The organism is Halalkalirubrum salinum (assembly GCF_005543295.1).
Lineage (GTDB): Archaea > Halobacteriota > Halobacteria > Halobacteriales > Haloferacaceae > Halalkalirubrum > Halalkalirubrum salinum.
In genome coordinates this window covers 22,078-47,142 of the sequence record NZ_SRSG01000032.1, presented here as the reverse complement: position 1 = coordinate 47,142, position 25,065 = coordinate 22,078, and the positions used below count along the sequence as shown (strand labels likewise).

Here is a 25,065-nt window from a genome sequence, read left to right as displayed (position 1 = left end):
TATCTGCGTGGTTGCGTATATTGCAATCTATCACGTTTTAAATCGAACCGGATCGGCAGTCCTGCTGACCATGTGAACGGCGCGAAGTCCGGGAACTGAGAGTAGTTCACACAGCAAACGTTGTGTGGGAGGCAACTGCCGATACCGGCAAAGACTGAAGACTACTGCACTAGTTGTCTACAGTATGTCGAAGCAAATGAACACCGTCGTCTCAGGTAACGAGTCAGAAATTCACGACGAGCCCCACATTCGGGGCCGGCGGATCACCGTGAGCCATATTCATGCGCTGGTTGAAGAGCGCGGTCTCGACGCCCAGACCGTTGCGGACCGCTTTGACCTCACCGCCTCGGATGTCTACCACGCACTGGCGTACTATCACGACCACCCAGAAGAGATGCGGGCGGTCGAAGAACGCCGGAAAGCGCTTCAGGAAGCCGCTGAAGAAGACGCAAAAATTATCACCGGGCCGGAAGACCTACCGGAATCGTAGTCATGGACGTGTCGTTTCTTCTCGACGAAAACATCGCCGCTCCGCTTGCTGACAAACTCACCAAAGCAGGCCACGATGTAGAGCGCGTCGTTGATGTGGGTGAGTTGGGCGAAGGTATCGACGACACAACGATTCGTCTGTACGCCGTTCAAGAGGATCGTCTCATCGTCACCAGCGACGACGACTTCGTCCAGATGCCAGCGGACTCACACAGCGGCGTGTTTTACGTTCCCGACCAGTCACTTCCCCCGCACGAACTCTTCCACATTATCCAGCGGGTTATCCAAGCGTTCCCCAATCGAGAGGCGATGGAGACAGTGACGTACATTACTTCCGAGTGGCTCTGATTACCGATCGAAACAAATAGGACGTGAGTTCGATCGGCGATGCAGCGCGACGGTATTGAATGGATGTTGGCAGTCGAGCGGGCTTACATCGCGCCGCCCATGCCACCCATGCCGCCCATGCCGCCCATGCCGCCAGCACCGCCGGCCTCGTCACCGTCGCCTTCGGTCGACAGATCGCCCGCGGCGATGATGTCGTCGATCTTGAGGACGAGGTTCGCGGCCTCTGCAGCCGAGGAGACCGCCTGCTCTTTGGCGTGTGCGGGTTCGACGATACCTGCCTCGAAGGTATCCTCGACGTCGCCGGTGAACGCGTTCAGGCCTGCACGGGCGTTGCCTGCCTCGTGTTCGGCACGCAGGTCGACGAGCAGGTCGATCGAATCGAGTCCAGCGTTCTCTGCGAGAACTCGGGGAACGAGTTCGACGGCGTCGGCGAACGCCTCGACAGCCAGCTGTTCGCGACCCGAAACCGAGTCTGCGTAGTCGCGGAGTCGGGAGGCGAGTTCGACCTCGATCGCGCCGCCACCGGCGAGCACGCGGCCGTCCGCAACCGTAGAGGCGACCACGTCGATCGCATCCTCGATACCGCGTTCGAGCTCGTCGACCACGTGATCGGTCGAGCCGCGGATCAGGAGCGTCACACCGTGGACCTCGTCACCGTCTCCCTCGACGTAGAACAGCTCGCCCTCCTCGTCGCGGGTGATCGAGCCGTGGCCGAGGTGGGTTTCGCTCGCGCTGTCGAGGTCCGAAACGATCTGTCCACCAACGATGTTCTTGAGGAACTTGATGTCGGACTTCTTGGTTCGGCGGACCGCGAGAATACCCTCTTTGGCGAGGTAGTGCTGGGCGAGGTCGTCGATACCCTTCTGACAGAAGACGACGTCAGCACCGGTGTCGACGATCTGCTGGACCTTCTCTTTGAGCTGCGCCTCTTCCTGGTCGAGGAACTGCTGAAGCTGGTCGGGGCTCTCGATCGAGACCTGCGTGTCAGCGTCGGCCTCTTCGACCTCGACCGGTTCGTTGAGGAGCATGATGTCCGCAGCCTCGAAGTTGGTCGGCATGTCGTCGTGGACAGGGTCTTTGTTGATGACCGCGCCCTTCAGAAGCTCGGATTCACGTGCCGAGCGACCGGTCTGGGTCTCGATTTTGAGGTTCTCGAGGTCAACGACCGTCGAGCCGTCGTCAGCGTCGACAGAGATCTGCTGGACCGCACCGACGACGAGCTCGGCGAGGACCTCACGATCGAGGTCGGCGCTCTTGCCGGTCATCGAGGTCTCGGCGACCTTCTTGAGGATGTCTGTGTCGTCGGAGTCGACGGTCTCGGCGATATCGTCGATCTCCTCGCGGGCCTGCTCGGCGGCCATGTGGTAGCCCTTGATGACCGCTGTTGGGTGAATGTCTTGTTCGAGGAGATCCTCCGCGTTTTTGAGCAGTTCGCCCGCGATCGCGACCGCGGTCGTCGTCCCGTCGCCGGCCTCGTCTTCTTGGGTCTCGGCGACCTCGATAATCATTTCTGCTGTCGGGTTGTCAATGTCCATCTCGGTCAGGATGGTGACGCCGTCGTTGGTGATGGTTACGTCGCCCATCGAATCGACGAGCATCTTGTCCATCCCTTTCGGCCCCAGCGTGGAGCGGACCGCGTCCGCGACTGCCCGCGCCGCGGAAATGTTGTACTCCTGGGCGTCTTTGTCCTTGACGCGCTGGGAATCCTCTCCGAGAATGATCATCGGTTGTCCCTGCATTCGCTGACTCATAGTCATCACACTGATTGTTTGTGATTCTATAAAAATCCATCGGTATATCTCGATCGAGGTGGTGGCATGTGAATTCAATCGGGCCAGTATATGCGGTTACAGTCTGCTGATTACGCTCTTTTCGTGAGAGTTGTTAGCAAGAATCTTTGTTTCGGATTATTGGCTATTTATATACTTTATCAGCGGACAAGGCGAATACCCCGAGGCTTGACCTCGGGGATGAAGCCGACAACTCGTGATACAAACGATTAAGCGACAATACGACTAATCAAGAGACAGCGATGGAACACAGTCACCGCTATCATGCTTACCCAACACAAGAGGTAGCGGAGCGACTGGAACACCATCTCGACGTTCATCGCCAACTCTACAACCACGTCCGCTGGGACTACGAGAACAGTCCTGAAGACGACAAGCCAAGTGAGTACGACCAGAACAACAAACTCCCCGAGTGGAAACGCAAGTGGTCGGTGTTCGGTGAACTGCACTCGAAGGCTGCCCAAGCCACCGTCGCTCGCTTCCATCGGAACCTCTCGAACCTTCGTAAAAAGAAAGAGAAGGGGTACACCGTCGGTCGGCTCAAGCGACAAGCGCCAGTTGATTATCGGAGTGTGACATACAACCAGTCCGGTTTCGACCTTGATAAAAAAAGGGGCCGTGACAGGTATGCTTACGTCCGCTTCAGCAAAATCGGCTGGATGAAGATTCGCTATCACCGCCCAATTCCTGACCACGCTATTATCAAGGAGGTTACGTTCAAGAAGGAGACGACCGGCGAGTGGTTCGTCTCCTTCGGCCTCGAAACCGACGGCGCTGACTTACCCGAGAAACCCACGCTGGACGAGTTAGATTCAAGCAACAGCGTGGGTATCGACCTCGGAATCCTCAACTACATCCACACGTCTGACGGCAAGACTGTAGATTGGCTTGACCTCGAAGATGAGTACGAACGACTCCGACGAGAACAACGCAAACTCTCACGGAAAGAGAAGGGGTCGAACAACTACGAGAAACAACGCCGGGAAGTGGCGACGGTGAAGCGTCACATTAAGCGGAAGGTGCTGGACTACCAGCACAAGATTACGACGTGGCTCGTCCGTGAATACGACGCCGTATTTGTGGAAGACTTGGACGTGAAAGAGATGCTTGAACAGTCGCATAACGCCCGGAACAAGCAAGATGCGGCGTGGCGACAATTCATCACGCTCCTCGAATACAAAACCGACCTGTACGGCACTCACGTCAAGCAGGTCGATGCAAGAGGCACGACGAAAGAGTGTGCGTCGTGTGGTGTGGAGACGGCGAAACCTATCTGGGTGCGGGAACACTCCTGTCCCTCGTGTGGATTCGAGACGGACAGAGATGCGAATGCGGCGATGAACGTCTTGCAGAGAGGCTTTTCTGAACTAGGGCTGGGATGGCCCGAATCAACGCCCGTGGAGACTGTGACCGCTACGGACACGACTCATTTCGAGTCCGTGTCTGCAAGTCACGTCGTAGAAACGGGAAGCCTCGGGGCTTGACCCCGAGGCGATTCACTCTGCGGCACAGGCGATCGGTGGTAGTCGGTCGTTGCAGTCACTGCTTAACAGTCGAATACTGTTGTGGTCACCGGTCAGCAGTGGAATACTATTGTGATCGCCGATCGACAACTGGATTCTCTTGTGGTCACTTGTCGGTGCTATCCTGCCACTGGAGGACTATCGTGCCGATCGCAAAGGCGTCGTCGCTTCCCGGGTCACGAACGATCTTGATCGTGTTTTCGCCCGATTGGAGTGCTGCGCCTGTGAGCGCATCCATCCAGTGCTGCCAGCCGTCGTTCGGTGGGATGTCGAACCGTTCCTATTTTCGGTAGCAATCAGCAGTATTTTGCTGTGAGTGGCTGGGCCTCACTACGTTGCTACTTTCTATTTTCGTGCTTCTGGCGGGACGCACCGGGCGACCGGAGGGATATCCTTCAAGTGACGTTCCCAGCACCAACAACGTGCAGGACGCTTCATCGAAGCACGCACTCCAGCGGAACGGCTTGCTAGAGTGTGGAATGTCACAAAACCCTCCTGAACGTTCGTATAGACCGTGTTTGAGGGCCATGTGACTCTTGTAGCTTCGCTACAGGTACTAGTAATACTTTCGAGTATGAATCATACTATTAGATACTGTTTACTCCTATTTTTGTAGCTGTTACGCAACCCTGACAGCGGCTCGCCGTTGATCACGACCTCGTGGCCGTACGTTCCCACTTCGAACGCCTGGAGGCCGAACAGTCCATCAGTCGGCTCGCCGTCGATGTTGATCGTCACCTCACGCGTCTCATCGCCGACGTACTCCGCCCACTCGAGTGCGAGGCGGACGTCGTCAGGGCCGAGCTGTTCGCCGAAAAATGCCGTTTCGTCGGTCGCTCGCGGTTGCACGACTCGTGGTACGAATGCAGACAGAATAAGACCGAGGGGTGTCGCGATCGGTCAGCTACTCGTCGAGTTCGTCGGGTTCGGTGAGGAACTCTGAGTCAGGTTCTGCCGGTTCGGGGGGCTCTTCCTCGCCTTCGAGCGCCCGCAACTCCTGCTTGTTGAGCTGGCGTTCGAGCTGTGCACGCTTGTTGCGTCCCTTTCGTTCCCGACCGGATTTGGTGTCTGGCATCGCAGTATATGTTAGTGATTCCCATGATAAAGAAGCTTTGTACGAGCAATATTTACTATTTGAGGCCCACTACGGGACTTCTCCCTCCATGGATCCTTTGTACCATCTCCCAGTTTCGGCTCCACAGACCACACAGCGGGCGATCGTCGCCGCTTCGTCTTCTGCGCATGTTAGCTGTGCCTCCGTCTCCTCCTCGCAGGGCTGACAGTGGTGCAGTTTCGTCTGTTGACCGTACTCGAGTTGTGCCCCGATCGCCAGCGTGCGAACCCGTTCTTCACCGCGATTCCATCCCCGCTGGAACTCCTCGCGATCGAACCGAACGGCCTCACCGGGGCCGATCGATATCGACCTTGTGGTACGCAAACGCGTAGCTATCGCCCGGTTCGAGTTCGTCGTAGTTGATCGCGACGCTGGTGAGTCCGAGCGGCTTCGCGAGCTTTCGCATCACTGCTGGGGGCTGGATGCTGCTTCCGATCTTGTCGATGTCGATCTAGTTTAGAGATTCAAGGCGGGAACCCACGACTTCAGTCGCGGGTTCCTGACATTGCGTCCAATTAGCGTGTAGCACAAAAACACGGCAGTTGCGGCTACAGACCGCGGAACTACTGTCTCTGTTTGTTTTTGCTCTGTTGAAATCATCTGCCGGTGATAGAATACTGTTGCTCTCCTGAATACACAGCGCGTATCTCACACTACAGATACAATCAGATTTGATCAGCCAAGACACTGCGTTGCCGAAGTGAGTTCGGAAGCTTGACACACAACACCACTGTCTTGGAGTCTCTTGTGGAGGCTCGGCCTAGAAGTCGTCCTTGAGTCGCACCTCATCGTCGGTTATTGTATGTATGCGGGTATTCTCGAGGGGATAGTCGTCCTGGTCGGCCTTGCCCCAGCCGAGTTTCGAGCGGATGGTCTCAGCGATGCCCGGGTCCGCATCTACGTACGCGGTACCGGATCTGACCTCGGTGATCATCCCGATCTTTTCCCCGTGAGAGTCAACTACTGCTTTGCCTTCGTCGTCATCAGTTACGTGGTCTCGCTCCATTGCATTCAAGTCCATTACTCGTGTGAATATTGTTATAACGGTGATATCTGAAACGGAGGATTGGTAGACCCGCGTTACACCAGTCCAGGTATTCGTACATACCCGTCAACCAACAGATTCGGACTGTCCGAGATGTTTACGAACGATCGCTCTCTTGGGTATACTGTGGGATAGGCGAAGTAATGATATCGTAGATGGATAGTCACACGAACGCCGGCACCAATTCGATGCCGTCGAAACGTCTGTCTGGGCGGGCTATTGATCGCGGGCGCCGTCGGATGAGGCAGCTTCACCCACTGGATTCAGCCGTTCGGCTATCGAGTCGAGATGATCGATACCGACCACGGCGACGATGTTTCCTTCCTCGCGAAGCTGTAAGAGTCGAGCGGCCATCTCTTCTTCTCTGGCCACATCTTCGAGTCGAGAGGCCTGAGCACGACTCGCAGTCTGAAACGCATTCATAAATGAGCGGGAACGACGAACCTGCTTGCGCTCGTCGCGTGCCTGATCGTCGGGTGCGTCCGTCCAGTCGATATCGTGTGTGAACGGGGAATCGACTTCCAGTCGGATTGATGTGCGTGCGCCGATAGCCGCCGCAGCACGGCAGGTAATCGCGTGTTTCGTTATTCTGACGGAAGCCGAGATTACGTTTCGAACCGTCTGTAGCGATGGCCGTTCCCGAAGTAGGTTCCGTGCTAGCCGTTGGAAGAAGCCGCCGGTCGGTCGGTCGATCCCGACAGTAGTGTCCGTGTCGGCGGCTTGAATCGCCGCACTCATCTCGCCGCCGAAGACGGGTGGGCATCGGTCGGTGCTGGCGTACTGCTCGAATAGCGGTATCGAAATCGGCGGCAGTTCCAACGCGAGTACTTCGGGGTTGAGTTCCGTGACTACCTGTCGAACGCGGTACGTACTTGCTGGATGGTCGTGGACGACGCCGACCAATGTGAGTAGACCGTCCTTACTCGATACCTGACGCATGTACTCGCCAGTTATCCGGGGATCCGAGTCGATGTCGACAGCCGATGTGGGGTCCATTAGGATGGTATTACCGACCCTTAGTATGTGTATATTTAAATCCATCCACAAGCCCGGCTGACGTACCGATGCCCAGTCAGTACGCAGAAACGCTCCCACGACTAATTCACATTTTATTCGGGAACATAACGCAGTCTCCGTGCTGACTGCACGCGTCTGTATCGCGCACGCAACTTCGGACAGAAAATGAAGATATCTCAGAGGTGCTGCTGAATACAGCGCGCGAGTCGGCTGTTGGTGAATCACCACTGTCAGTTGAGCTGAGCCATTTATACAATTCACATATCCATTGGTGTAGTGTTTGAGTTCGAAAAATTGTCATCTGTGATTTTGGGAGTAACAAGTGGGTGTTACACGTATGGAGAGCGAACCTAGGACTCGTACCTACAACTGGAAAGCTACTCCTTCCTGATTCTATAGGAGGTGATGAACGTCGGTGGGTATCTTTAACGCCGGTTCATTTGCGTGATCCACACGCAAGGCAGGAGTTCTGGAATCAGAACCCACCAATATGCCACGACAACCAAAGAAAGCAGACGATCTCGGTGAATTGCTGGAGATATTGAGCCATCCCCACCGCCGGCGGATTATCACTCGACTCCATACCCGAAGCCCACGAGATGAAGACGAGTTCGAACTTGAAGAGCTGACAGGCAACGATGAACTCGATAACGAGACTATCACCTTGATCCACATTCACCTCCCAAAATTAGCCGATTCCGGATTCATCAACTGGGACCAAAAGCAACAGATCGTGACACGAGGTCCGCGATTCGAAGAGATCGAACCGCTGATCGATCTCATGGTTGATCTCATGGTTGCCCATGAAAATTAACTGCCCGCAAACTGGCTCTAAAGATTCGCTTCGTGTTCCTGACGCTCGTAGGTAGTCTCCTCAACCGCCCGATTATCCGATGTAGTCGAACTCGCCGGCGAGTGGGTCGTCCCCGGCCTCGTGGAAGGCAAAGCGGTAGCGGCCAGCGGGTAGCCCCGGGCAGACCTCCAAGTCATCTTCGTGGTAGTGCCCGTCCTCTATAACCCCCTCCTCAGTCATCCTGAACGTCCACTCGAAGCCCTCGCCGGGGCGGTGAACGACCCCTTCGTCGGTGTACTCGAACGCCCGGTCGCTCGACGCGCCGCGGATGTCCTGCCAACCGTCCTCGGTCAGCACCTGTAGGCTATACTTGTGGCGGTTGCCCGTGCCGTGCATCTCGTCGGAGACGTTCCACATTGTCACCGTGACCTCGTCGCCACGCTCGAACTCGGGCGACTCCTCGTCGGTGACGCCGTCGTAGCCGCCCGATGGCTGGCCCGCGTGAACGCGCATAGCGAACGTTGCCTCGCCATCTTTGTCTTCAGCCTCGCCGCGGGCGACCTCACTGTCTGGCCCCCAGTGCCGCGTAAACTCCTCTTCGTCGCACTCGAGCGATTCGACGGGCACGGGATCGCCGGGCGGCACGACGGTTCCCGGGAGGAACTCCGGATCGACGAGCAGGCCGTCGGCGGCCACGTCGCTGTCGTCACCACGTCCGTCGACGACCGTTAGCGTCGCCATTGATGGCAGCTCCTCGCCGGTCACGCGGATGAGCGCTGACGGGTGGGTCTCTGCCTCGCCGCAGCCCTCGTCGTCACCGCTCGTATCGTTAGCCTCGGCGGTGCCGACGATCTCACCATCCTCAATGGCCACGTCCGAGATATCGATCTCGCTGTAGCAGGTGTTCGGGCCGATCGTCTCGACGTAGATTACGTTCGACTCCGCGAAGTCCGTCTCATCCAACCACTCCTCGAGCCCGTCGAGCTCCGTCGGGTCATCGACCATCCAAGGGCGGGAGTCTTCTGACTCGATGAGCGAGATGAAGCCGGTGTCTGGGCCATACCGCCACAGCGGGCGGCCGGGCGACGGTCCAAGTTGGAAGACGTCGTACTCGACGGTTTCGTCGTTATTGTCCCCGTTTTCCGTCTCGTTTCCGTTACCATTGCCACCTGCATCGGAGCTATCGATACATCCGGCGAGGGTGAGAATGCCTCCGGTTGCTAAGAGAGTCTTGCGTCGCGTGACGTTCATCGGTCTGACCGACAGTAGGTGATCTCGAAGGATATCCTTTCTCTAACGTCAAATGAGTCTTTGACCGTCCTGGCGGTCGTGCCACGATCAATGGACCGGAGGCGAGAGCGGCACGCTTCAGGCGTCTCCGTTCTGTTATCCGCCATTAGTCGTTCTCTCGCTCCGTGATCTTTCGGTTGGTGCGGGTGGTAACTGACAGTGTACTATCTAGATTCGTGAGCGACGAGTGGTCGGTTCCATCGCTGCCGAGTCGGTTTATCGGGTTTGCACGCTCATGTACCGGCGGATTCCACCAGAGATTTTTATTTTATCCGCTCGGATTGACTCAATCAGATTGTCGCATCGCTGGGTGTTGCTGATCCGGGCGAAAACGCCAGGACAGAGATTTGAACCACGATCGCTCGCGTTGCTCGCTCCCTCATTCAAATCCCCGTCAGATGTACTCCGAAGCGCTCACGGCGACTCGCTTCGCTCGTCGCGTTGTTCGCCCAAAAGCGACAGGACAGAGATTTGAACCACGATCGCTCGCGTTGCTTGCTCCCTCATTCAAATCCCTGCGTTTGTTGTTGGCAACTCACCGATCGCGAGCACACGCGAGGCGGTGCTCGCGAGGGTTGTTCGTCGCAAAACGCCAGGACAGGGATTTGAACCACGATCGCTCGCGTTGCTCGCTCCCTGATTCAAATCCCTGTCAGTAGGTCTATCACGCGCTCACGCCGACTCGCTTCGCTCGTCGGGTTGTTCGCGCGAAAAGACGCCAGGACAGGGATTTGAACCCTGGATCCCAGAGGGAACACGCTTTCCAGGCGTGCGCCTTACCACTCGGCCATCCTGGCTCCACCCGTGGATACCCCCTTGCGGATTTTAAGTCCTTCCTTTCGCGAGCAGCCGATATTCGACAGCATACGTCACGATCGCCGTCACGATCCCAACCGCGATCGCGACCCAAACAACCGCAGCGATGCCGATCGGCAGCGATTCACCAACCACCAGATATCCCTGTGCGGCCACGACGACCGCCATTGCACCGACGAGCCCCCACAGGACCGCCGATTTCTGTCGGGGATCCACGGCTACTCGATCGTTGCGATCGCCTCAATCTCGACGGCTGCGCCCTTCGGGAGTGCGCCGACCTCGATCGCGCTGCGCGCCGGCGGCTCATCGTCGAAGTACGTCGCGTACACCTCGTTCATCGCCTCGAAATCCCCGATATCGTCCAAGTACACGGTCATCTTCAGGATCGATCCCGCGTCGAGTCCCTCCGAATCGAGGATCGCCATCACGTTCTCAAGGGCCTGCTCGGTCTGTGTCGCAACGTCAGCGTCTGCGAGTAATTCACCGTCCGGGGTGAGTGCGATCTGTCCCGCAGTGAAAAGCAGATCGCCGTTCGTCGTTGCCTGGTTGTACGCGCCGACCGCATCCGGCGCGGCGTCCGTGCTGATCGTTCGTTTCATGCTCAAGCGTTCGATTGGGAGTGATTAAAATCGTTGTATCCCTTCTTATCCCATCAGATATTTGTCTGAATATTGATGTGGTATGACGACGTACGATCGACATAATGAAACGACGCATCAGTGATTCTGGACGGATCACGCTTCCGAAGCAACTGCGTGAGGAGCTCGATATCAGCTGCGGCGACGACGTGGAAATCTACACCAAATCGGGGAAAATCATTGTCGAACCGCCGATCACGCAAGCGGATTTGGCAGCCGGATATCACGAACGAGCCGATCGCATTCGAAAATTCCACGACACGATGGACGGCGTTTCGAAAGAGGCAGATGCGTGTCTTGGCGACATTCCGGACTGGGAATGAGACAGGCGTAACGATCACCGGGCATCCCGCCGTTACTGACTGCGATCGGCCAACTCCCCCGGCTTGTAGCGTTTCGGTTGTGATCAGGCGCGTTCGTGCTCGCATTTGTGGGCCATGTAGTCGAAGATCGTTCACTCAAGAATGTCGACGATATAGCCCTCTGCTTCGAGTGTGGCGACGAGTTCGGCGACGTGCTCGTCGCCGCGAGTTTCCAGTTCGATCTCGACCTCGGTGTCGCTGACGCCGATCCGTTTGGAGGTGCGATCGTGATGGATCGCGTAGATGTTCGCCTGTTGTTCAGCGATGATATCGATTAACCCCTGCAGTGCGCCCGGGCGATCTTTCAACACGGTCCGAATCTTGAGATAGCGCCCCAGCTGGACCAGTCCGCGGACGAGCACTGTCGTGAGCACGTTGAGATCGATGTTGCCCCCACAGAGCGCCGGGACAATTGTCTCGTCCGGCTCGTAGTCGATCGCGCCAGACAAAAGCGCCGCCAGCGCAACCGCCCCAGCCCCCTCGACGAGGGCCTTCTCCCGTTCGAGCAGCACCGTAAGCGCGAGTGCGATCTCGGCGTCGGAGACGGTGACGACCTCGTCGACGCGTTCACGAATGATTTCGAAGGGCTTTTGTCCGATCGATCGCGTCGCGATCCCATCAGCAACCGTATCGACTGCTTCGATCTGGTGGATCTCTCCCTTACGCAGCGATTCGGCGACGCTTGAGGCACCCTCGGCCTGTACGCCAATCACTCGGACCTCGGGCTCGATCGCTTTGATCGCCGTTGCGATTCCCGAGATGAGTCCGCCGCCGCCGATCGGGACGATAACTGTCTCGACGTCTGGGCAGTCTTCGAGGATTTCGAGGCCGATCGTACCCTGGCCGGCCATCACGTACTCGTCGTCGAAGGCGTGGACGTACGTCCGGCCCTCCTCGGCTTCGATCTCGTGCGCTTTCGCCTGTGCCTCGTCGTAGTCCGCACCGAAGAGCACAACCTCACCGCCGTACCGCCGGGTGGCTTTGACCTTCGAGATCGGCGCATGTTCGGGCATGACAATCTTTGAGTCGACACCCGCTCGCGTGGCCGCCAGCGCGACGCCCTGGGCGTGGTTGCCGGCACTCGCAGTTACGACGCCGGCCGATCGCTGCTCGTCTGTCAGCGTTTCGATCCGGTTCATCGCACCTCGGATCTTGAACGCGCCCGTTCGCTGGAAGTTCTCCAGTTTGAGGTGGACGTTCGCGTCGGTCCACTCCGAGAAGGTGTACGAGTACTCCAACGGTGTGTGTCGGACGAACGCGTCAATCCGATCGCGAGCGGCCTCGATATCCGAAAGCGAAAGCATACCCGGGGATGCCGTCGGCTATTGCTAATCGCTTTCGGTGAAGCCTACACTAACGACTTTTCCGTAGAGCCTACACTAACAACTTTTCGGTAGAGATTACGCCAACGACTTTTCGGTAGAGCCTGCTCTACCGGCTGTTCGGTGGCTGGGTGATCCGCAAAAAGCAAGGGAAAGGGGGAATGCACGCGTGTGACGTGCAATTGCACTGAAGGCGGGCACCTATATAAAGATGAGGAACGCGGAGTGAAAGTGAAAACCGAGTGACGAAGCGGTGTTTTTCTTTGCGTATGACGGTCGTCTGCCGTCTGTCTGTGGCATGAAATAACAGTACATAACCCGCCGATCGCACTGAGCGAATACCGTCACGCCCAGCGCGCGATCGTCTGCCCAGCGAGTCGGTCGATACGATCAAACGGCAGGATACCGAATCACGGTTACATGGAGTTCTCGAGCGTGCGCCGGGTTTGGCGACGGATCTTTGCGCTTGCGTGGCCGGTGATGGCCGAGCAGACGTTCCGGACCCTGATGCGGACGGTCGACATCATCGTTACTGCGCTCATCTCTCCGGCGGCGGTCGTTGCGATCGGTCTTGCGGATCTCTACGCGCGGTTTCCGCTCCGGATCGGGCTGGGACTCGGCGGTGGCGCGATCGCGCTGTCGAGTCAAGACACCGCGAGCGGTGCGACGGCAAATCGCAGCGAGGCGATTACTCAGGCGCTTACCCTGGGCTTCCTCCTGGGAATCCCGTTTGTCGCCTTCGGGTTCGTGTTTGGGGAGTTCGCGATCGGGCTATTTCCTGCAAGCGAGGCGGCTGTTCAGGCCGGCGCAGTGTATCTCGCGATTATCTTTGCAACCGCTCCTGCGCGCCACATCGCACTGATTGGCGCACGGGCGCTGCAAGGGACCGGTGACACGATGACACCGATGTACGTCAACGTGTTCGCGAATTCGGTGAACATTGCCGGCTCGGCGATCCTCGGACTGGGCTTGTTTGGTGCCCCCGACTTGGGCGTAATCGGCGTTGGTCTCGCGACGACCACAGCGAACGTTGTCACCGCCGGGCTGTTGCTCGTCGCGATCTACCGGCCCGCGTCTGGCATTAACGCAGTCTGGCCACGTGACCTGACGATCGCGAAACAGCTCGTCGTCATCTCTGCGCCGCGAATGGCCGAGGGGTTCGTCGCCGAACTCGCGGAATTTCCGTTCAACGCGCTGCTTTTGGGGTTCGGCGACGCGGCCAACGCCGGATTCCAGATCGGTCGGCGGGTCTACCAGCAGGTGACCGGACCACTCGGCCGCGGCTACAACGTCGCCGCGAGTATTCTCGTCGGCCAGGCCCTGGGCGACGGTGACGATCGCACCGCGCGGTTCAACGGCTGGGCCGTCGCTGCGCTGTCGGTCTGTACGGTTGGCGCGATTGGCTTGGTGTTGGCCTGGCAGGCCGATCCAGTCGTCCGACTGCTCGGCAGCGGCGACGGCGAGGAGCTGTTCTATGCGACCCGCTTTGCGATCGTCTACGGACTTTCCGCGCCAGCACTCGCGCTCTTTATCGGCGTTTCGGGCTCCCTGCAGGGCGCGAGCGAAACCAGAGTGCCGTTTCTCGCTCGGCTCACCGGGATGTTCGGCTTCTTTGTCGGCTTCTCATACCTCGCTGTCCACGTCCTCGGTTGGGGGATTCTCGGTGCGTACGTCGGCGTCTTTCTCGCGTACGTCTGGATGGCGCTGTTCGTGGTCGTCGCGTTTGGGTACGGAAACTGGGCGACCCGTGCTGCAGAGCTGATGCACGAACGCGGGAGCGTCGGCGCGGACGATTAATTGGTTTCGTCGTCGATTAATTACCAGCAGCGGCTATCGATCGTCCAGCGGGACGAATTCGGCGTCCATCGGGCCAGTGTAGCGGGCTCGCGGTCGGATGAGGCGGTTGTCTTCCCACTGTTCGAGCACGTGTGCGATCCAGCCGCCGACGCGGCTGACCGCGAAAATAGGGGTGTACAGGTCTATTGGAATGCCCATCACGTAATACATCGACGCCGAGTAGAAGTCGACGTTTGGCGCAATGCCCTTCTCGTCGATAATGTAGTCTTCGATCTCGACGGACATCTCGTACCACTTTGTTTGACCGGCGGCCTTCCCGAGTGCCTCGCTTTTTTCCCCAAGGATATTCGCCCGCGGGTCCTTGACGTTGTAGACGCGGTGACCGAAGCCAGCGACCCGTCGTCCCGAATCTAAGGCGTCTTTCACCCAGTCGATCGGGTCCATCTCGCTGTCGTCGATCTCTTTGAGCATTCGCATGACGTTCGCGTTTGCCCCCCCGTGGAGGCTCCCCGAGAGGGTGCCGATCGCCGCTGTTACCGAGGCGTGCAGATCTGCGAGCGTCGAGGCGGTGACCATCGCCGAGAACGTCGACGCGTTGAGGCCGTGGTCAGCGTGCAACACGAGCGCCATGTCGAACGTGTCCGCGAGCACGTCGTCGGGCTCCTCGTCGTTGAGCATGTAGAGGAAGTTCGCCGCGTGGCTCAAGTCCTTGCGGGGTTCAACAGGTTCCTCACCGTTTCGAAGCCGATTGTACGCGGCGACTGCGGTCGCGGTCTTGGCGGTGATTCGTCGCGCCTTGTGGATGTTCGCGTCGTGATCGTCGGTTGATGCGTCCGCGTCGTCATCGTACGCCGAAAACGACGAGACGATCGTCCTGATCGCAGCCATCGGTTCTTCGTCTGCAGCGGCGATCTCACGAATCACTGACAACACGCCGTCGTCTAACGATCGCTCGGCTGCCATGGCCTCCGAGAACGCCGCCAACTGTGCCCGGTTGGGAAGTTCGTCGTGCCATAGTAGATACAGGGTCTCCTCGTAGCTGGCGTCGCGCGCGAGGTCTTCGATCGCGTAGCCTCGGTATACGAGCTTACCAACATCCCCGTCGATGTAGCTAAGATCGGACTCCGAGACAAGGACGCCTTCCAGTCCTCGCTTCAGCTCGTCTGACATGCTATAAGGGTTCCTTGGGCGCTCAAAAAAGCGTTATCTTTCGGGAAAGTAATCTGCCAACACCTCACAAGACGGCGTCAGTGGCGATGCGTCGTTCGATTTCTGGTCCAGAACGCAGCCAATATACTTTTTTGTGTCGGTGAGAATCACTCGAACATATGTCCCTCCAGGCGAATAGACGGATCACACGGCTGGTCCGGTGATATTTGATGCAGTGGTGTCCCGATCGGGAGCTCCGAGTACGTATTGCCCTTGCAGCTCTCCTCGTTGGTTCCCTCCCTTTCGCGTTCGCGTACACGTTTATTTTTGCAGCGAACACGATCGGGATTGCGCTGTTAGAGTGGGTAACAGAACGCCCGTGGCCCGGTGAGTTCTACATTGACCCGATCGCGCTGACGATCGTCGTCATCGTCGGCGTCGCGATCCAGCTCCGATACGGCTCGCGAACCGTTGCCGGCTCGCTCAACGCACGCCCCGTCGAGCCGGACACATCCCCGGAGCTTCATGCGCGCGTTACGCGGCTCGCATGGCAGGCGGATATCCCAGTCCCAACGATCTGTGTTTCGACGAACAGCACGCCGAACGCCTGTGCAGTCGGGGGAATTTCCGGCTCGGGAACGCTGATTCTCACGACTGGGTTGCTCGAGACGCTTTCTGGAGACGAGCTCGACGCCGTCCTCGCCCACGAACTCGCCCACCTCGGGAACCGAGATGCGACGGTTATGACGGTTGCGTGGTTGTTACCGACCGCCACCTACTACCTCGCGATCGCCGCCGGCTACGTCCTCTACGGACTCACTCGTCTGCTCGGGAGCGGCGGCGGCAGGAGTCGAAGCAACGGCGACGGCCGGGCGGTTGTCGCCGCGATCGCAGCGATCGCCATCTCGGCGGCCGTCACGCTCGCCATCTCGGCGCTGTTTTGGGCCGCGAGCGTGCTCGTCCACCGCGTGCTGTCGCGGTACCGCGAGTACGCTGCCGATCGGGCTTCGGCCGCGCTCACCGGCGATCCGCTCGCGCTCGCTTCCGCGCTCGAGACGATTGACGGAACCATGGAATCGATCCCTGATCGCGATCTCAGGGCGCTCGACGGCGGCACGGAGGCGCTGTACGTCGTCCCGCTCGAAGCACGCACGTTTGACGAGACCGAACTCGTGAGCACGGACATCTTCCCGGAGACGCACCCACCGACCAGCGATCGGATCGATCGGCTCCGCGAGCTCGCAAGTGAGACAACATGACTGATCGTCACCTATCTGACGACCGGCCACAGACAACCTGCGAGCGTGCGTGCTCTCGACGATCGGTTCTCACGAGTGCGGCTGTGGCGGCAGTGAGTGGACTTGCTGGCTGTGGGTACCAGCCTGGTGGTGGTGAACTCGTGTGGAACGATCCCCAACGGATCGCTAGCAGTGCTGAAGTCGTGGCCAGTGACGGCGCAGTCTTCGCCGCGCGAAACGTCTCCGGGATGCGGATGGACTGGGACGCTGAGGAGTGGATCGACGCCGAGGAGACAGTCGTGACGCGGTACACCCCCGACGGATCGGCCTCGACGATTCGATTCGAGCCACAGTTTCGCGGTGAGCCGGTTGCTGTGGGCGATCGGGTGTACGTGCCGGCGATCGACGGTGGAATCGCTGCGGCAGCCTTCGGCCGCGAGGAGGACCCAAAGCGGTGGCTGGTCGAGCAACCGAGCCCTGTGAGGTCGATCGACATCGGCGATGGCTACGTCTTCTGTGCCGACGAGAATGAAGCCGTCCACTGTCTCGACGATGACACCGGCGAGCAGCAGTGGGTCCATTCTGTTGACGAAACCCCGTCGATCGCTGCAACTGACGACGTATTCACGTGCCTGACGATCGACGGCGAGGAGATCCGGTGTCGCCGGTTCGATCCAGCGGACGGCACTGAGTTGTGGACAGCAACCCGTTCGGTTCCTGACGCAAATGCTGTTTCGATGCCCGACCCGATCGTCACGGATCGATCGATTATCGTCTCTGTTCCCGGCGCAGAAAGCGTATACGCGATCGCCGTCGGTGATGGATCAATTCGGTGGGAGAAGCCGGTCGAAACCGGGCGCGATCGGCCGATCATCGGGGGCAACCGTATCTATCTCCACAGCGAGGACGGCCTCGCAGCGCACGATCTCGAAAGCGGCGAGCAGTACTGGACGCTCGGAGACGGCTATGACTCGATTACCAGCACTGTCGCTGACGAAAATGGGATCTATCGCTACGGAAACGTCCCGGACCGTTCCGGATTGCGGCTGTACAGCATCTCTCCCGAGGGCGATCGGCGCTGGGATGCGCCGCTGCCCGACGACCTCGACCAAGTGGATGGGTTGTTCTTGATTGACGACGTGCTCGTCGTTCGGGCCGGCGATCGACTCCACGGGATGCGATCGGCTCCAGGGAATCGGTTGTCCGTGCTGCAAAATCGAAGGTAGGTCCCTGCTCAGGCGGGAACGACGGTGATCTGTCGCTTGCGATCGATCGCATCCTCCAGTTCTTCGGCGATTGCAGAGCCTCGTGAGACCTGGATGTCGCCGCCACGGCTGACTGTCGCGGTAAAGAGGTACTCGCCGTCGGCGCGGACCTCCACGGTTTCGCCAACGTGGTCGTCCATTCGGATCACGACGTGTCTGGAGGTGATCTCCGGCTGGACAATCTGTCCCTGTGGTTCGACAGCGTTACCGGTGGCGCCGTCTCCGCCAGCAACGCCGCCGGATCCTGCCGGCTTTTCGGTGTGGGTGCGAACGTCGATGTCGATCCCGAGACGGTTTTCGATCTCGGTGATTCGGCCGCCCCCCTTCCCAATCACGTAGGAGATGTCGTTTTCGTCGACGTAGACGACGGCGGTGTTCTGTCCCTGGAGTTCGACCTCGACGTGGCCGCGGGCGACAGATTTGATCTCGCGTTCGATCTCCTTTTTCGCGATCCGATCGACTCCGGTATCGTCTGGCTCTTCGTCAGTGAGCGGGACGGTCACGACCTGGCGGTTGAACGTGTAGATCTCGTACTCGGGACGACCGGTCGCGAAGTTCGTCACCTGGATGACTGGCCGTGCGAGATCCTCGGCAGTCAGTCCCGACGGGACCTTCACCTCTGTGCCCACGTCGTAGACGGTGTGGACCTCGCCGGCTTCGATGTAGACAACGGTGTCGACGACCTGTGGGATCATTCCGAGTTCGACCCGGCCGACGAGCCGTTGGAGTGCGTCGATCGCCCGCGTGGCGTGGACGACGCCAACCATCCCGACGCCAGCGAGCCGCATGTCGGCGAATACGCCGAAGTCCTTCGTCTTTCTGACCTCGTCGTAGATCGTATAGTCCGGTCGGACGAGCAACAGCGAGTCGGCGGTTTTCTCCATATCCCCGCCGAGGGCGGTGTACTGGGTGATCTCCGGACCGACCTGGAGGTCGCGGGGTTTCTCCATCGTCTTGACCGCGTAGTCGTTGTTGTTGAGGAACTCTGCGACCGACTGGGCGAACGTCGACTTGCCGGCCCCGGGTGCCCCCGAGATCAACACGCCGCGTTGGCGTTCGAGGAACCGATCGCGCAGTTCGTCGGCGAACTCGTAGTCGTCAAGCGTGGTCTTTGCGATCGGCCGAACCGCCGTGATCTCGATCCCATCGGCAAACGGCGGGCGGGCGATCGCGATCCGGTAGTCGCGGTACTGGACGATCTTCATCCCCGGCTCGGAGAGTTCGATGAAGCCCTCGCGGCTCTTTCGAGCCAGCGTTTCGATCCCATCGGCCCAGTCGGCCATCTGTTCGTCTGTCGAGACCTCGTCGTCGATCGTCTCGTAGTGCATGTCGCTGAGCGCGCCGCGTTTGGCCTTTGGCTTCGTCCCAGCTTTCAGGTGCACCGACATTGTCTCGTCGGTGAAGAAGTCGATGATGGGGAGCTCTTCGTCTCCGCGGATTCGCGGTTCGACGTACTCGACGGCGAGGCCTTTGGCCTTGCCGACCTCTGATTGGACCACGTCGCTCGTCAGCAGCGTCGCGTCGTGTTCGACCGCGAGATCGCGGATGAGCGCATCGATGTCGCCTTCGCCTGCGCCCTCCTGTTCGTCCGCGCGTGGGCGGCGGCCGACGTACTCGACCTCGATTGTTCCGTCTTCGGCGTGGCTCGTGAGCCGCTGCAGTTCCGAGAGGCCGTCCCAGCCGCTGTCGTAGCCCGCGTTTGCCTGCGATTCCAACTCGCCGACGACGGCCTCGGGGACGAGTATTCGCGCGCCCTCGTAGGTACCATCGGCGATCCGCTCGGACACGCGGCCGTCAATTACCGCGCTCGTGTCCGGCACAACGTTCATATCTGTCCTAATGTCGGCGAACGAATAAGGATGTCCACCTGCGATCGATCCCGGACGCAACGTCGATCGACCGATTTTGGCGTCAAACGTCACCGTGACGACAAGCGGTATCCTACGATTTCTGTCTGGGGAACTGACCCGCTTGAGTCGCTAACGGGTGGAACAGCGGAGCGATTACGCTAGGTCGAAGCGATCGAGTTTCATGATCTTACTCCAGGTATCGACGAAGTCCTGGACAAACTGCGTTTCACCATCCTCAGCAGCGTACACCTCTGCAATGGCACGCAGTCGAGCGTTCGATCCGAACACGAGATCCACGCGCGAGCCGGTGAACACCGTGTCTCCAGTTTCGCGGTCACGGATCTCAAAGTGGAGTTCCTTCTCGTCAGTGGGCTCCCACTCGTAGCGCATATCGAGGACAACCTCGAAGAAGTCGTTTGTCAACCGCTCCGGTTCGTCAGTGAAGACACCACGCTTGGAATCTTGGTACGTAACATCGAGGGCGCGCATCCCACCGACCAGCGCCGTCATCTCGGTGGCCGAAAGCGTCAACAGGTCCGCTTTGTCGACCAACAACGCTTCTGGCGAACGGTTCATCACATCATCTTCAGTGTAGTAGTTGCGGAAGCCGTCAGCGTCCGGCTTCAACGCCTGGAAGGCTTCGACATCTGTCTGCTCCTGGCGGGCGTCGGTCCGACCCGGTTCGAACGGAACCTCGACATCGTATCCGGCCTCTTGCGCCGCCTGCTCGATCGCCGCATTGCCGCCGAGGACGATCAGATCCGCGAGCGAGATACGTACGTCATCGGATCGGCTACTGTTAAACTCGTCTTGGATCTGTTCGAATGTCTCGAGGACAGCCTCGAGTTCTGCCGGTTCGTTGACTTCCCAACTTCGCTGTGGCTCAAGCCGAATTCGGGCTCCGTTCGCTCCGCCGCGTTTGTCACTGTCACGGTACGTTGACGCTGACGCCCAGGCAGTTTTGACAAGCTGGGAAATAGATAGCGCTGTGTCGAGAATTTTTGTTTTGAGTTCCGTGATTTCGTCGTCTCCGACGAGTTCGTGGTCGACCGCAGGCGTTGGATCTTGCCAGAGCATATCCTCGTCTGGGACTTCCGGACCGAGCAATCGATCTTTCGGGCCCATGTCGCGGTGGATGAGCTTATACCACGCTCTCGAGAACGCGATCCCAAACGCCATCGGATTCTCCTGGAACCGCTCAAGAACCGCTCGATACTCCGGATCGCGCTTCAGTGCGACATCAGTTGTCAGCATCATCGGTGTCGCACTGTCCGATGGATCGTGGGCGTGCGCTGCGGAGCCCTGTAGTTCCTCGTCTTTCGGCCGCCACTGCCACGCACCCCCCGGACCTTTGTGTGGCTCCCACTCGTAGTTGAGCAGGTTATCGACGTATTCGAGATCCCAGCTGGTCGGCGATTGAGTCCACGGGCCTTCGATGCCGCTGGTAATTGTGTCGGCGCCTTTGCCGTCGCCGTATTCGTTCTCCCAGCCGAGACCCTGTTGCTCGATGGGTGCTGATTCGGGTTCGGGGCCGAGGTTCGAATCCGAGCTCGCACCGTGAACCTTGCCGAACGTGTGTCCGCCAGCGCAGAGTGCCACAGTTTCCTCGTCGTTCATCGCCATCCGATCAAACGACTGTCGAATGTACTTCGCGGACTCGAGCGGATCTGGTTCGCCCCCTGGGCCTTCTGGGTTCACGTAGATTAAGCCCATGTGGTCGGCAGCGAGATCTCCGATGAGATTCCCCTCCTCGTCGTGGCGCTTGTCTTCCATCATCTCTTCTTCGGGGCCCCAGTCAACGCCCTCATCGGGCTTGAATTCGTCCTCGCGGCCGCCACCGAAGCCGAAGGTTTCGAAGCCCATCGACTCCATCGCGACGTTTCCGGACAGGACGAGCAGATCGGCCCACGAGAGCTTCCGACCGTACTTCTGTTTGACCGGCCAGAGGAGTCGGCGTGCTTTGTCAAGATTCGCGTTGTCCGGCCAACTACTGAGCGGATCGAAACGCTGTGTGCCACCCGAGGCACCACCACGCCCGTCACCGGTACGATACGTCCCTGCGCTATGCCACGCCATCCGAATAATAAGCGGTCCATAGTGCCCGTAATCGGCCGGCCACCAGTCCTGTGAGGTCGTCAGTACCGCTTCGATATCAGATTTTACTTCCTCGAAATCAAGTGTCTCAAACGCCGACGCGTAGTCGAAATCCTCGTCATACGGCCCGAAATCCCGGGCATTCTGGTCAAGCGGATCTAAATCCAATTCGTTCGGCTTCCAGTCTTGCTCTGGTTGACTCATCAGCGATATTCGGGTTTTCCTTCAATAAAATCCCTCGAATCCCTATGCTTTGACCGGTTTTCATCCTTATCGCGCGGCACTTGTTGCTCCGTTCGACCGCACGTCCCGATCGCGGCCACCGCGATGGCGTATCGCTTCTTTCGGCTGCCGGCACAACCGTTTTGCCTCACAGCGACGAGCTACGGCTGTGAACGAACTCGCCGAACTCACTGTCGAGCTGGTTTCGATCCCGAGTCACGAGGACGAGACTGCCGCTGGCGATCGCATCGAGTCGTGGCTCCGCTCGGAAACCAACGCGGCTGTGGCCCGCGACGAGACAGGCAACGTGATCGCGCGTCGGAGCGGTACGGGAGAGCCACAGCGATCGCTCGCGCTCGTTGGCCACCACGACGTGGTCCCGCCCGCGCCCGAACAACTCGACGGCGAGAGGTACGTCGTTGAGACCCGCGACGGACGGATCTACGGCCGCGGCTCCGCCGACATGAAGGGGGCGGTGGCAGCGTCGATGCTGGCGTTTCGAGACGCTGCGATTGCACCTGACGTTGAGTTGGTCTTTGCCAGCTTTGTCGGCGAAGAGATCGGCGGGACTGGTGCGCGCGCGGCGATCGAGGCGGGCTTCGCCCCCGACTGTGCGATCGTCGCCGAAGGGTCGACGAACTACTCGAAACTCGGCGTGACGGACGTGGTTGTCGCCCACCGCGGTCGGCGTGCCTCCACGCTCGTCGCCCGTGGCTCGGCTGCCCACGCGAGCGAACCCGAAGCAGGCACGAACGCGATCTACCGGGCCTGCGATGCGGTCGACATCGTTCGCGATCTCAGTGTGCCGACCGCTGAGGTATTCGGTACACAGGTCGAGGGCAGTGTCGTCGTCACCAAGATCGACGGCGGGACCGCCTGGAACGTCGTTCCTGACGAGTGTACGGTGACAATCGACGAGCGAACCGTTCCTGGCGGGTACGCCGATCTCACACGGGCAGCGGCGATCGACGGCGTCGAGCATGTCGTCGAGCAGGATCTGCCGCCGATGGCCTGTGACGACAAAGAATTTGCCCAACTTGTGTTGAACGCAGCGGTTGACGTCCAAGACAGGTCTCCTGAGCACGTCACGAAGCCACACGCGACCGACGCAGGCTGGCTCGTGCAGGCTGGCGTCTCCTGTGTCGTCTGTGGGGCCTCTGAACCCGGCGAGGCGCACACGAAAACCGAGAGCGCGGCGATCGACGTTCTCGATCGCTGTGAGCGGATCTACCGGACGGCCGCCGAACGGTTTTGATCGGTCCGCTTGTGTCGAGCAGCGATCGGCTGCGCCGTTGGACTGCACTACGATCACCCGCCCAGCCGTCCGGATACGTCGGATTCATACCGATCGAACCCACATATGTGGATAATGTCGACACAGTCCCCCAAAAAAACGCCAGACGCCTACGAGCAGCTCGTCTCGGAGGTTGAACAAATCACCGCTGTCGAGAGCGCCTCGGGGGTGCTCTCGTGGGATCAACAGGTGATGATGCCCGCAGGCGGCACGCCCGCCCGATCCAAGCAGCTTTCGACGCTGTCGTCACTGTCGCACGAACTGCTCGTCGACGGCGAGGTTGGCGATCTCCTCGACGAACTCGACGATGCGGATCTCACCGATGATCAGGCGGCAGTTGTCCGAGAGGTCCGCCGCAGGTATGAGCGAGCCGAGCGGGTCCCGACAGCGCTCGTCGCGGAGATCTCCGAAACGACGAGCGAGGCGCTGAACGCGTGGGAGTCTGCGAAGGCCGACGACGACTTCGAGACGTTCGCGCCGTACCTCGAAACGCTGGTTGAGCTCAAACGCGAGTACGCCGAGCACATCGATCCCGACGCCGATCCCTACGCCGTGTTGTTCGCGGACTACGAGCCGTGGTTGCCGCTCGATCAGGCTGAGGACATCCTCACAGAGTTGCGTGAGACGCTCGTCCCACTCATCGAGGATATCCGCGCGTCCGACGCGTCGCTGGCAACAAACGCGTTTTCGGGCAGGTTCCCCGAAGAAACCCAGGAGGCACTCTCGCGGGACGTGCTTTCGACACTCGGATACGACTGGGATCACGGCCGTCTCGACACCTCTTCGCACCCGTTCACGTCGGGTAACCAGTTCGACGCGCGCGTGACAACCCGGTTCGACGAGTCTGATCCGCTCGGGGCGCTGACCGCGACGATCCACGAGTTCGGCCACGCGTGGTACAATCTCGGGCTCTCGAAGGACGACTTTGGGACGCCGCTCGGCACCTCACGGGACCTCTCGGTGCACGAATCACAGTCGCGGCTCTGGGAGAACCACGTCGGCCGATCGAAGCCGTTCTGGGAGCACGTCCTCCCGACAGTCAAAGACCACTTCGACGGCATCGACGATCTCACCGCCCAGGAGGCCTACGAGGCGGCCAACCAGGTGTACGAGGACAACTTCATCCGCGTCGAGGCCGACGAGTTGACCTACCACATGCACATTATCGTCCGCTTCGAGATCGAACGCGAACTCATCTCGGGCGAACTCGACGTTGCGGACGTGCCCGATCGCTGGAACGATCTCTACGAGGAGTACCTCGGCATTCGTCCTGAAACCGACTCAGTCGGCTGTCTGCAGGACATCCACTGGAGCCACGGCAGCTTTGGGTACTTCCCGACGTACTCGCTCGGCAGCGTGATGGCCGCCCAGCTCTTTGCAGCCGCCGAGGACGATGTTGGGTCACTCGACGATCGCATTCGAGCCGGCGAGTTCGACGATCTCACCGGGTGGCTCCGCGAAAACGTTCACCAACACGGACAGCGGTACAAAACGAATGACCTCGTCGTCCAAGCGACCGGTGAGGACTTCTCGGCCTCGTATTTCCTCCAGTACGTGACCGAAAAGTACGACGAACTATATGACTTATAGGTTCGAGTACATATATGCG

General features: G+C 59.3%; 24 protein-coding genes and 1 tRNA gene. 10 read left to right on the top strand and 15 right to left on the bottom strand.

The annotated features are described in order from the left end of the window. Window positions 1-184: 184 nt before the first annotated feature. Both E5K03_RS11950 and E5K03_RS11945 read left to right on the top strand, forming a co-directional pair. Window positions 185-490 carry a DUF433 domain-containing protein gene (locus tag E5K03_RS11950; RefSeq protein WP_138007063.1) on the top strand — a complete coding sequence of 102 codons (306 nt, stop codon included), beginning with the start codon at window positions 185-187 and terminating at the stop codon, window positions 488-490. Between the two features lie 2 nt (window positions 491-492). Then, window positions 493-837: a DUF5615 family PIN-like protein gene (locus E5K03_RS11945; protein WP_137197573.1), complete on the top strand. Its 345-nt coding sequence runs from the start codon at window positions 493-495 to the stop codon at window positions 835-837. A gap of 83 nt (window positions 838-920) precedes the next feature. Here the strand turns inward: E5K03_RS11945 and thsB are convergent, their stop codons facing one another. After that, window positions 921-2,561, bottom strand: a complete 1,641-nt coding sequence (gene thsB / locus E5K03_RS11940) for a thermosome subunit beta (RefSeq protein ID WP_138007102.1) — start codon at window positions 2,559-2,561, stop codon at window positions 921-923. A gap of 308 nt (window positions 2,562-2,869) precedes the next feature. Between thsB and E5K03_RS11935 the strand changes: the two genes are divergently transcribed. Further along, window positions 2,870-4,111, top strand: a complete 1,242-nt coding sequence (locus E5K03_RS11935; RefSeq protein WP_138007062.1) for an RNA-guided endonuclease InsQ/TnpB family protein — start codon at window positions 2,870-2,872, stop codon at window positions 4,109-4,111. Between the two features lie 145 nt (window positions 4,112-4,256). Here the strand turns inward: E5K03_RS11935 and E5K03_RS17740 are convergent, their stop codons facing one another. The 6 genes from E5K03_RS17740 to E5K03_RS11915 form a co-directional block, all read right to left on the bottom strand. Then, on the bottom strand, window positions 4,257-4,418 hold the full coding sequence (locus tag E5K03_RS17740) for a DUF7383 domain-containing protein (protein ID WP_449267299.1): 162 nt from the start codon (window positions 4,416-4,418) through the stop codon (window positions 4,257-4,259). Between the two features lie 311 nt (window positions 4,419-4,729). Then, window positions 4,730-4,999 (bottom strand): DUF7383 domain-containing protein, encoded by a 270-nt coding sequence (locus E5K03_RS11930; protein WP_138007061.1) that lies wholly within the window; start codon window positions 4,997-4,999, stop codon window positions 4,730-4,732. A gap of 55 nt (window positions 5,000-5,054) precedes the next feature. Next, on the bottom strand, window positions 5,055-5,225 hold the full coding sequence (locus E5K03_RS17270) for a hypothetical protein (RefSeq protein ID WP_171006685.1): 171 nt from the start codon (window positions 5,223-5,225) through the stop codon (window positions 5,055-5,057). 69 nt (window positions 5,226-5,294) lie between these two features. Beyond that, window positions 5,295-5,588: a hypothetical protein gene (locus tag E5K03_RS11925; RefSeq protein WP_240730015.1), complete on the bottom strand. Its 294-nt coding sequence runs from the start codon at window positions 5,586-5,588 to the stop codon at window positions 5,295-5,297. 436 nt (window positions 5,589-6,024) lie between these two features. Beyond that, window positions 6,025-6,270: a PRC-barrel domain containing protein gene (locus E5K03_RS11920; RefSeq protein WP_138007101.1), complete on the bottom strand. Its 246-nt coding sequence runs from the start codon at window positions 6,268-6,270 to the stop codon at window positions 6,025-6,027. A gap of 255 nt (window positions 6,271-6,525) precedes the next feature. After that, window positions 6,526-7,305 carry a hypothetical protein gene (locus tag E5K03_RS11915; RefSeq protein ID WP_138007060.1) on the bottom strand — a complete coding sequence of 260 codons (780 nt, stop codon included), beginning with the start codon at window positions 7,303-7,305 and terminating at the stop codon, window positions 6,526-6,528. A 511-nt stretch (window positions 7,306-7,816) separates the two neighbouring features. On the opposite strand from E5K03_RS11915, the gene E5K03_RS11910 reads away from it, so the two are divergent. After that, window positions 7,817-8,140 carry a DUF7344 domain-containing protein gene (locus E5K03_RS11910; protein WP_138007059.1) on the top strand — a complete coding sequence of 108 codons (324 nt, stop codon included), beginning with the start codon at window positions 7,817-7,819 and terminating at the stop codon, window positions 8,138-8,140. A gap of 72 nt (window positions 8,141-8,212) precedes the next feature. Here the strand turns inward: E5K03_RS11910 and E5K03_RS11905 are convergent, their stop codons facing one another. The 4 genes from E5K03_RS11905 to E5K03_RS11890 all read right to left on the bottom strand — a co-directional run bounded on the left by E5K03_RS11905 (window position 8,213) and on the right by E5K03_RS11890 (window position 10,824). Further along, complete coding sequence (locus E5K03_RS11905) at window positions 8,213-9,370, bottom strand: hypothetical protein (RefSeq protein ID WP_138007058.1); 1,158 nt, start codon at window positions 9,368-9,370, stop codon at window positions 8,213-8,215. A gap of 755 nt (window positions 9,371-10,125) precedes the next feature. Beyond that, window positions 10,126-10,206: transfer RNA gene (locus E5K03_RS11900), tRNA-Ser, on the bottom strand. 28 nt (window positions 10,207-10,234) lie between these two features. Next, complete coding sequence (locus E5K03_RS11895; RefSeq protein WP_138007057.1) at window positions 10,235-10,441, bottom strand: hypothetical protein; 207 nt, start codon at window positions 10,439-10,441, stop codon at window positions 10,235-10,237. A 2-nt stretch (window positions 10,442-10,443) separates the two neighbouring features. Next, window positions 10,444-10,824, bottom strand: coding sequence for a Rid family detoxifying hydrolase (locus tag E5K03_RS11890; protein ID WP_138007056.1), 381 nt, complete (start codon window positions 10,822-10,824; stop codon window positions 10,444-10,446). A gap of 104 nt (window positions 10,825-10,928) precedes the next feature. Here E5K03_RS11890 and E5K03_RS11885 point away from each other — a divergent pair, with 104 nt between their 5' ends. Next, the gene (locus tag E5K03_RS11885) at window positions 10,929-11,186 is read left to right on the top strand and encodes an AbrB/MazE/SpoVT family DNA-binding domain-containing protein (RefSeq protein ID WP_138007055.1); all 258 of its coding nucleotides are present in this window, start codon (window positions 10,929-10,931) and stop codon (window positions 11,184-11,186) included. A gap of 131 nt (window positions 11,187-11,317) precedes the next feature. Here the strand turns inward: E5K03_RS11885 and ilvA are convergent, their stop codons facing one another. After that, complete coding sequence (gene ilvA / locus E5K03_RS11880; protein ID WP_138007054.1) at window positions 11,318-12,529, bottom strand: threonine ammonia-lyase; 1,212 nt, start codon at window positions 12,527-12,529, stop codon at window positions 11,318-11,320. A gap of 438 nt (window positions 12,530-12,967) precedes the next feature. Here ilvA and E5K03_RS11875 point away from each other — a divergent pair, with 438 nt between their 5' ends. After that, window positions 12,968-14,344 (top strand): MATE family efflux transporter, encoded by a 1,377-nt coding sequence (locus E5K03_RS11875; RefSeq protein WP_138007053.1) that lies wholly within the window; start codon window positions 12,968-12,970, stop codon window positions 14,342-14,344. A 33-nt stretch (window positions 14,345-14,377) separates the two neighbouring features. On the opposite strand, the gene citZ is transcribed toward E5K03_RS11875, so the two are convergent. Then, window positions 14,378-15,514 carry a citrate synthase gene (gene citZ / locus E5K03_RS11870; RefSeq protein ID WP_138007052.1) on the bottom strand — a complete coding sequence of 379 codons (1,137 nt, stop codon included), beginning with the start codon at window positions 15,512-15,514 and terminating at the stop codon, window positions 14,378-14,380. Window positions 15,515-15,723: 209 nt separating this feature from the next. On the opposite strand from citZ, the gene E5K03_RS11865 reads away from it, so the two are divergent. Both E5K03_RS11865 and E5K03_RS11860 read left to right on the top strand, forming a co-directional pair. Next, window positions 15,724-16,752, top strand: coding sequence for a M48 family metalloprotease (locus E5K03_RS11865; protein WP_138007051.1), 1,029 nt, complete (start codon window positions 15,724-15,726; stop codon window positions 16,750-16,752). Continuing rightward, on the top strand, window positions 16,749-17,957 hold the full coding sequence (locus E5K03_RS11860) for an outer membrane protein assembly factor BamB family protein (protein ID WP_138007050.1): 1,209 nt from the start codon (window positions 16,749-16,751) through the stop codon (window positions 17,955-17,957). Before E5K03_RS11865 ends, E5K03_RS11860 begins: the two co-directional genes overlap by 4 nt. An 8-nt stretch (window positions 17,958-17,965) precedes the next feature. On the opposite strand, the gene E5K03_RS11855 is transcribed toward E5K03_RS11860, so the two are convergent. Next, entirely contained in the window at window positions 17,966-19,825 is a 1,860-nt protein-coding gene (locus E5K03_RS11855; RefSeq protein WP_138007049.1) for a PINc/VapC family ATPase, read from the bottom strand. A gap of 174 nt (window positions 19,826-19,999) precedes the next feature. After that, window positions 20,000-22,144 (bottom strand): catalase/peroxidase HPI, encoded by a 2,145-nt coding sequence (gene katG, locus E5K03_RS11850; protein WP_138007048.1) that lies wholly within the window; start codon window positions 22,142-22,144, stop codon window positions 20,000-20,002. A 187-nt stretch (window positions 22,145-22,331) separates the two neighbouring features. On the opposite strand from katG, the gene E5K03_RS11845 reads away from it, so the two are divergent. Then, window positions 22,332-23,417, top strand: coding sequence for a M20 family metallopeptidase (locus E5K03_RS11845; RefSeq protein ID WP_138007047.1), 1,086 nt, complete (start codon window positions 22,332-22,334; stop codon window positions 23,415-23,417). Between the two features lie 114 nt (window positions 23,418-23,531). Further along, on the top strand, window positions 23,532-25,046 hold the full coding sequence (locus E5K03_RS11840) for a carboxypeptidase M32 (RefSeq protein WP_138007046.1): 1,515 nt from the start codon (window positions 23,532-23,534) through the stop codon (window positions 25,044-25,046). The last annotated feature ends 19 nt before the right edge of the window (window positions 25,047-25,065 follow it).